Genomic DNA, 6,568 nt, shown 5'->3' on the forward strand with positions numbered 1-6,568 from the left:
GCGGGCGCTGGGCTGGCGGCGCGCCAGCGCGGCCTCCGGTGTTGACCCTGGTGTGTGTTCCGCACGCCGGCGGCAGTCCCATCGTCTTCCACCGGTGGGTCGCCGCGCTCGCCGCCGACGGCGTGGCGGTACGCCCCGTGCTGTGGGACGCGATCGCCGAGAGCACCGGGGAGACCTGCGGGATCACCGCCCGGGCCGAGTCGCTCGCCGCGCAGGTCGGTCAGCTGCGCGGTCCGTGGGCGCTGCTCGGTCACAGCCTCGGCGCGCTGATCGCCACCGAGACGGTGCGGCACGTGGCACGCCGGGGCGGTCGGCTGCCCCGGCGGCTGGTTCTCTGCGGCGCCGCGGCGCCGGGCCACGGCGTCTCGGCGGCGCCCCTCGTGGCGGCGCCCGACAGCGACGTGATCGACTTCCTCCGGCTCCTCGGCGGCACGCCCGAAGAGGCGTTCACCGATCCGGACGTGCGCGCGATGCTACTGCAGCGGTTCCGCCGGGACCTGGCGTTGCTGAATGGTTACCAGCCCACCCTGGACGCGCCCCTGCCCTGCCCGGTCGCGGTGTACGGCGGCACCGTCGACCCGGCGGTGCCCGTCGCGGCCCTGGCCTCCTGGCTGGACCTGGCCCCCGACGCGCAGGTTCGGCTCTTCGAGGGTGGTCACTTCTTCCTCCATGACGATTTCGTCGCGGTCCGGGCCGCCCTGCTCGAGGACTGCCAGGTCGGGCACGCCGACAGGCCGGCGGGCGGGCACGGCGACCGACCGACGGCAGGGCCGCTCCGGACAGACTCCCCTGCAACCGTCCCGGAAGGTGTCCAGTGGAACTGTTGAACCCGTCCACGACCGACGTCCGACCGCGCCTGCTGGACCCGGAGTGCGCGGCCGGGTTGACCCTGCTGGCCCGGCGACACGGCCTGCGCCCGGAACAGGCGCTCGGCGCCGTGGGGGCCGCCCTCGCCTATCGGTTGACCCGGCGCCCGTCAGTCCCGGTGCATGTGGGGCGGAAGCGCTGGCGGGTGTTGCCGTTCAGCGACGACACCACCTTGGCGGCGGCGCTCGCCGCCGCCCCGGCCCACTGGGACCTGCCGGTCGGGGAAACCGCCGTCGTGGTCGAGGCGGCAGCGGACGACAGTGGCCCGTCACCGGGCCTCGTGCTCCGCATCGGGGAGAGGGGGCAGGCCTGGCGGCTCCGCGTGCCCGGCGCCATGGTCGACGCCGCCCTGCTCGCCGACCGGCTGCGCCTGCTCATCGACTGCCTGGTGACGGCACCGGACCGGCCGCTGTCCGCCATCGATCCGGTGGGCCCTTCGGAACGGGCCCTGCTTGCGTCGTTCGCCGGCGCGCGGCGGCCGCTGCCGGAGGCGACCGTGCCTGAGCTGATCCGCCGGCAGGCGCTGGCCACGCCCGAGCGGATCGCCCTCCGCTGGGCCGACGGTGAGTTGACGTACGCGGACCATCTCGACCGGGCGGCCGAGATCGCCGGCAACCTGCGGGCCGCCGGGGTAGGCCGAGGCGACGTGGTCGGGCTCTGCGCCGAACGGTCCGCCGACAGCGTCGCCGCGGTGCTCGGCATCATGCTGGCCGGCGCGGCGTACCTCCCGCTGGAGGTGGGGCACCCGGCCTCGCGGCTCAGGGACATGCTGGAGACGGCCAAGGCGCGTACCGTGCTGGCCAGCGACGCCGGAGCGGCCGCTCTCCGCGACGCGGACCTGGCGTCGCTGATCCGGCTGACCGGTGGCGGGTGCGACGGGCCTGCGGTCGACTGGCGGCGGGCGGGCCCGGTCATCGATCCGCTCGACCCGGCGTACGTCCTGTTCACCTCAGGCTCGACCGGTCGACCTAAGGGTGTGCAGGTGCCGCACCAGGCCCTGGTGAACCGGTTGACCTGGATGCAGGACGCCTACCGGTTGGTTACCGACGACGTGGTGTTGCACAAGACCCCGGCGACCTTCGACGTGTCGCTCTGGGAACTGCTGTGGCCCTTCATGACCGGTGCCCGGTTGGTCGTCGCGCCGCCGGAGGCCCACCGGGACGCCAGGGAGATCGTCGATATGGTCCGCCGCGAACGGGTGACCACGGTGCACTTCGTGCCGGCCATGCTGGACCTCTTTCTCGCGGAGCCGGACGTGGGCGAGTGCCACTCGTTGGTACGGGTGATCTGCAGCGGTGAGGCGCTGGCGCCGAGCCTGGTGAACCGGCTGGCCGCCGTGTCGGACGCCGAGGTGCACAACCTGTACGGGCCGACAGAGGCGGCGATTGACGTGACTGCCTGGCGGTGTCGTCGGCCCGAGCCCGGTCCGGACGTGCCCATCGGTGCGCCGATTGCGAACGTGGTGGTGCACGTGCTCGATGACGCCGGGCGGCTGGCACCGGTCGGCGCGGTGGGGGAGATGTTTCTCGGGGGCGTCTGTCTCGCCACCGGCTACATCGGCAGCCCGGAGCTGACGGCGCAATCCTTCGTGCAGCGGGACGTCGACGGTGTGCGCCAGCGGTTGTACCGTACCGGCGACCTCGCCTGGTGGGACGCGGGCGGCAACCTGCATTTCGTCGGCCGGCGGGACAACCAGGTGAAGCTGCGCGGCCAGCGGGTGGAGCTGGGCGAGATCGAGGCCGTCCTCGGCGCTCATCCCGCGATCGGCGGCGCCGCGGTGACCCTGCACCGTCGGGGGACCGCAGGCCTTCTCGTGGGCTACTTCGTGCGGGCGTCGACAGGGTCCGACGAGGATCTCTCGGATGCGTCGCTGCGAGAGTACCTGTCTGACCGGCTGCCCGAGCACATGGTGCCGTCGCGGTACGTCGAGGTGTCCGCGATGCCGCTAACCACGAGCGGCAAGGTCGACCGGGCCGCGCTGCCGGAGCCGTCGGCGCGCCGCCGGGTCCGCTGAGACGCTTCCGCAGAGGCAGCGGCAGTGGCCCGGTGTTGCCGCGGCTGGTACGCGAGTGTCCGGCTCACGACCACCTCGGAGACGCCGGGGGCAGGCGCTGGACATGCCGCTGTCGCAGCGCCGGGCACGGCTGGAACAGCTGCTTGTCGATGCGCCGGCATCCGACGCGTAGTGCAGCCATCCGGGGGTGATCAATCAGGGTGCCGGCACCACCGTGAGGAACCCATTGAGCGCTGCACGGTGGTGACGGGCGTTGAGACTACGCATCGACCGGCTCCTCCTGCTTGAGGACCACGGTGAGGTCCGGCGAGCGGGACAGGTGTCGCCGGACGACGTCGTCCAGCCGGTTCGCGGACACTTCGTCCAACCGGCGCGGCCACTCCTGGCGTTCGGACTCCGGCCGCAGGCCCAGGTCCTGCCAGTAACCGCTCAGGGTCAGGCGGGACTCTCCAGACGACCACAGCGTCCGCTGCTCGGCCACGGTGTGCGCGATAGCGGAGACCCGTTCGGTGGGACTGGGCGCCCAGCCGGTGACCAGGTCAGCGATGCGAGCCGTCGCCTCCTGCACGGTGATCCTGCCGCGAGGTCGTGCGGGGGTGGGCTCGGTGTGTGCTGCCGGAGCGTCGGTGCTCAACGGCAACGGAGAGATGACCGGTGCGGCGTTCGTCGAGGAGGCTGGTCTGCTGGACCTGCCCGTGGTGCTGACCAATTCGCATGCCGTCGTGCCGCCCATTGTGGCGTGATCGACTGGGTGGTGGCGAACCAGTCGGTCATCTCCTCGATCACCTTGTCGGTGATCCGGGAGATCGTCTCCTTGCTGACCGAAGCGCCGTAGATCTCGGCGAAGTGCGCCGAGATCTCCCCGGTCGTCAGGCCTTTGGCATACAGCGACAACACGACCTCGTCGACGCCCGACAGGCGGCGCTGCCGCTTCTTGACGATCTGGGGCTCGAAGGTGCCGGCCCGGTCGCGGGGCACGTCGATCTCGACATGACCAGTCGCCTCGGTCAGCACCGTCTTGGACCGGGTGCCGTTGCGGATGTTGCCCGACCCCGCACCGGCCGGACCGTGTTTCTCATAGCCCAGGTGCTCGGTCATCTCCTCGTTCAACGCGGTCTCGAGCACCGACTTGGTCAGCTGCTTGAGCAGCCCGTCCGGGCCGGTCAGCGACAAGCCCTGTTCCTTGGCCAGCCGGACCAGCTCGACGGCGGCCTGCTCCTCCGCCGACGGCTCAGGCCTCTTCTTCCGTGGAGTCACATCGTTCAGTGTCGCGGTCATCACGGCACCTTCCTCACCGGGTACTACGCCCGGCGGGTCAGGCCGGAAACACCGTTAGATCCACAGTCCCCGGCGACTGCCTGATGCGATGAAGGAGCGGGGCCTCCGCTCCTCGTGACCTCCCGGCGGGATGCTGGGAGTGCTCACGTCTACGACGAAGGAGGCCCCTGGTGGAAGGGTATGCGGGACAGCAGTTCGTGGGTATCGACCTGCACCGGCGCCGCTCGGTGATTGTGCGGATGACGGAGTCGGGTGAGGTGCTGGAGAGCGTGCGGATCGTCAACGACCCGGACCGGTTGGCCGACGTGGTCGCCCGGGCCGGGCAGACGCCGGAGGTGGTGCTGGAAGCCACCTACGGCTGGTACTGGGCGGTGGACGCGCTGCAGGCGGCCGGCGCGAGGGTGCATCTGGCGCACCCGTTGGGCGTCAAGGCACTCGAGTACCGGCGGGTGAAGAACGATGTCCGCGACGCCATCGACCTGGCCGATCTGCTGCGGATGGGTCGCCTCGCGCAGGGGTGGATCGCCCCGCCGGCGACGCGGGAGTTGCGGGAGTTGGTCCGTCACCGCGCCAAGCTCGTCGCCGTGCGCAGCCTGTGCAAGGCCGAGGTGCACGCCGTGCTGGCCAAGTGCGGCGTGCAGGTGCCGATGACCGTGGAGCTAACTGACGAGGCCCGCGGCCACATGATCCTGAAGCTCGGCACCAGCCGTTTCGAGTGCATCCTCGTACCGGACGTTGGTAACTTCGCCGCCCGTGGCCGGTACCGAGGTCCGGCGCATACCCTCGACCGCTGGCTTGCCGAACTCAAGCGGCTGGCGATCGGCCGCCGTCCCGTGACGCTTCCCTTCAACTTCTCCGACCAGTGCACCGGGTGGCTGCGGGTCACTCGCATGACGGCCTGGTCGACGTGCAAGCGGGCTGGAGCTTGCTCGGCCAGTACGATTTCGAAGCCTCCAAGTTCCTCACCGCGGGGCGCTTCCCGCCCGACTTCACGCCGGTGCAGAACGCGAGAATTGAGCGCCCGCTGGTCGACATCATCGGAGCGGTCACTACCTGCCGGGACGAGCTGGCCCACCGTCTCGACCCGGACGGCACCATCACCGGCGAGCGGATCGGCGGAGATTGCTGAGCGGGCCGTCGGAGAACGACGCATGGGCAGCACCCGAGCGGTCTGATCTTGACGTCTCTCGCTGGCTGTCCAAGAGTGGCGAGATGACGTCGCGCGTGTGGCTTCACCAGGATGAGCACTTCCGCCCCGGGCGCGGAGCTGTTCCGCACCGAGCGGGAGGTGAACCTGTACTCGTACTCGGCCACGCACAGTCAGCTGCTGTTGCGGTCGGACCGGATGCCCGACGTGTACGAACGGCTCCCGACGACCTTGGAGGTGCTGTTCAGTCCTGTCGAGGCGGTGCAGATCCAGGAGTTGTACCGCGGCCTGGTGATCTGGTGCGCGACCGAGGAGGAGGCCGCCCGGGTCTACGACGGCATCGCGGACTACTACGACCCTCGTCCGGAGTATCTACGGGTGCTTGTGCTAGCGAGCGAAGGGGTGACGGGTTACGTCGTCACCGGGGGCGTCGGATGGTGCGAGGGTGAGCTGTCGCCCATGCAGCCCTCGTTCTTCCACACGTTCGACGCTTACGACCCGCTCTGGCCGGTCACACCGCTTGCCGGGGTCGGCGGCGAGTTCGACATCGCCTCCCCACAGGAGGTGGCGCAGGCGTTCCTCACCGGGCTGCCTGAAGGAGAACGCCGTGAGCGATACCGCTACGTCCACGTGCTGACAGCAGTCACCGAGCGGGACGGCCGCCGTAGCCGACACAACCTCGGCGTCTTCCTCACTGAGACGGATGCCGAAGAGGCGATGCGAGTAGTCGAGCCTCACACGGCGATGTGCTATGTCGAGCAGCTCCCGGCAGTGCTTTAGCAGGCCCGGCCGCCACAATCTGTTCTGAGAAGGGGCCTCGGGAGCGTTGTCTGGCCGAGGCTGAAGCAGCAAGGAGGCAGCGAAGGTCTCGACGGCGGGTGTGGATGGCTGTTGATGAACGGCGGGCAACAGACGGCCACTAGCGCTGCTCGGCATGGAGCCTCACTCATCAACAGGATGTACCCGGCTCCCTCCGACGGGATTCATACCGGCGGGGGCAGGGAGCGGCAGCGCGGCGCGACGTGACATCAATGACCGACATCAACGGTGGCATCGGCACCGCACCGGGTTGCTTGGCCGTCACCGAAGGTGACGGCCAACACGGCTTGAAGTGCATGCTGAATCGGCGTACGCCTCGGGGATCCGACGAGGCGGAGTCGGTAGGATTCCGGCAGCTGAGACTCGAATCCACTGGCAACCCTCTGACAGTGATGATGTGGGAGCGGGTCACCCGGCCGGTCTGACTCACCCTCTGACTGACC

The 6,568-nt window shown here is 70.0% G+C and carries 6 protein-coding genes and 1 pseudogene; 5 read left to right on the top strand and 2 right to left on the bottom strand.

From position 1 onward, the window contains the following. Positions 1–38 precede the first annotated feature (38 nt). Together V6U82_RS23960 and V6U82_RS23965 are read left to right on the top strand one after the other, a co-directional pair. Positions 39–827, top strand: coding sequence for a thioesterase II family protein (locus tag V6U82_RS23960; RefSeq protein WP_334464723.1), 789 nt, complete (start codon positions 39–41; stop codon positions 825–827). Then, positions 815–2,881, top strand: a complete 2,067-nt coding sequence (locus V6U82_RS23965; protein ID WP_334464725.1) for an amino acid adenylation domain-containing protein — start codon at positions 815–817, stop codon at positions 2,879–2,881. The genes V6U82_RS23960 and V6U82_RS23965 overlap by 13 nt, the downstream gene beginning before the upstream one ends. 259 nt (positions 2,882–3,140) lie before the next feature. On the opposite strand, the gene V6U82_RS23970 is transcribed toward V6U82_RS23965, so the two are convergent. Further along, positions 3,141–3,449 carry a hypothetical protein gene (locus V6U82_RS23970; protein ID WP_192900367.1) on the bottom strand — a complete coding sequence of 103 codons (309 nt, stop codon included), beginning with the start codon at positions 3,447–3,449 and terminating at the stop codon, positions 3,141–3,143. Between V6U82_RS23970 and V6U82_RS31620 the strand changes: the two genes are divergently transcribed. Further along, positions 3,427–3,624, top strand: coding sequence for a P1 family peptidase (locus tag V6U82_RS31620; protein WP_442933464.1), 198 nt, complete (start codon positions 3,427–3,429; stop codon positions 3,622–3,624). The two genes, V6U82_RS23970 and V6U82_RS31620, sit on opposite strands and share 23 nt — an antisense overlap. Positions 3,625–3,643: 19 nt before the next feature. Here the strand turns inward: V6U82_RS31620 and V6U82_RS23975 are convergent. Continuing rightward, positions 3,644–4,159: pseudogene (locus tag V6U82_RS23975) on the bottom strand (transposase); the annotation flags it as partial. Positions 4,160–4,329: 170 nt separating this feature from the next. On the opposite strand from V6U82_RS23975, the gene V6U82_RS23980 reads away from it, so the two are divergent. Further along, positions 4,330–5,334, top strand: coding sequence for an IS110 family transposase (locus tag V6U82_RS23980; protein ID WP_334464730.1), 1,005 nt, complete (start codon positions 4,330–4,332; stop codon positions 5,332–5,334). Positions 5,335–5,399: 65 nt separating this feature from the next. Beyond that, positions 5,400–6,086, top strand: a complete 687-nt coding sequence (locus V6U82_RS23985; protein ID WP_334464732.1) for a hypothetical protein — start codon at positions 5,400–5,402, stop codon at positions 6,084–6,086. Positions 6,087–6,568: the final 482 nt, after the last annotated feature.

The organism is Micromonospora sp. CPCC 205554 (assembly GCF_036902745.1).
GTDB classification, from domain to species: domain Bacteria; phylum Actinomycetota; class Actinomycetes; order Mycobacteriales; family Micromonosporaceae; genus Micromonospora; species Micromonospora tulbaghiae.

Excerpts from the sequence above, each read along its gene's own strand:
- V6U82_RS31620 (WP_442933464.1), top strand. The coding sequence starts at position 3,427 with ATGCGAGCCGTCGCCTCCTGCACGGTGATCCTGCCGCGAGGTCGTGCG.
- V6U82_RS23985 (WP_334464732.1), top strand. The coding sequence starts at position 5,400 with ATGAGCACTTCCGCCCCGGGCGCGGAGCTGTTCCGCACCGAGCGGGAG.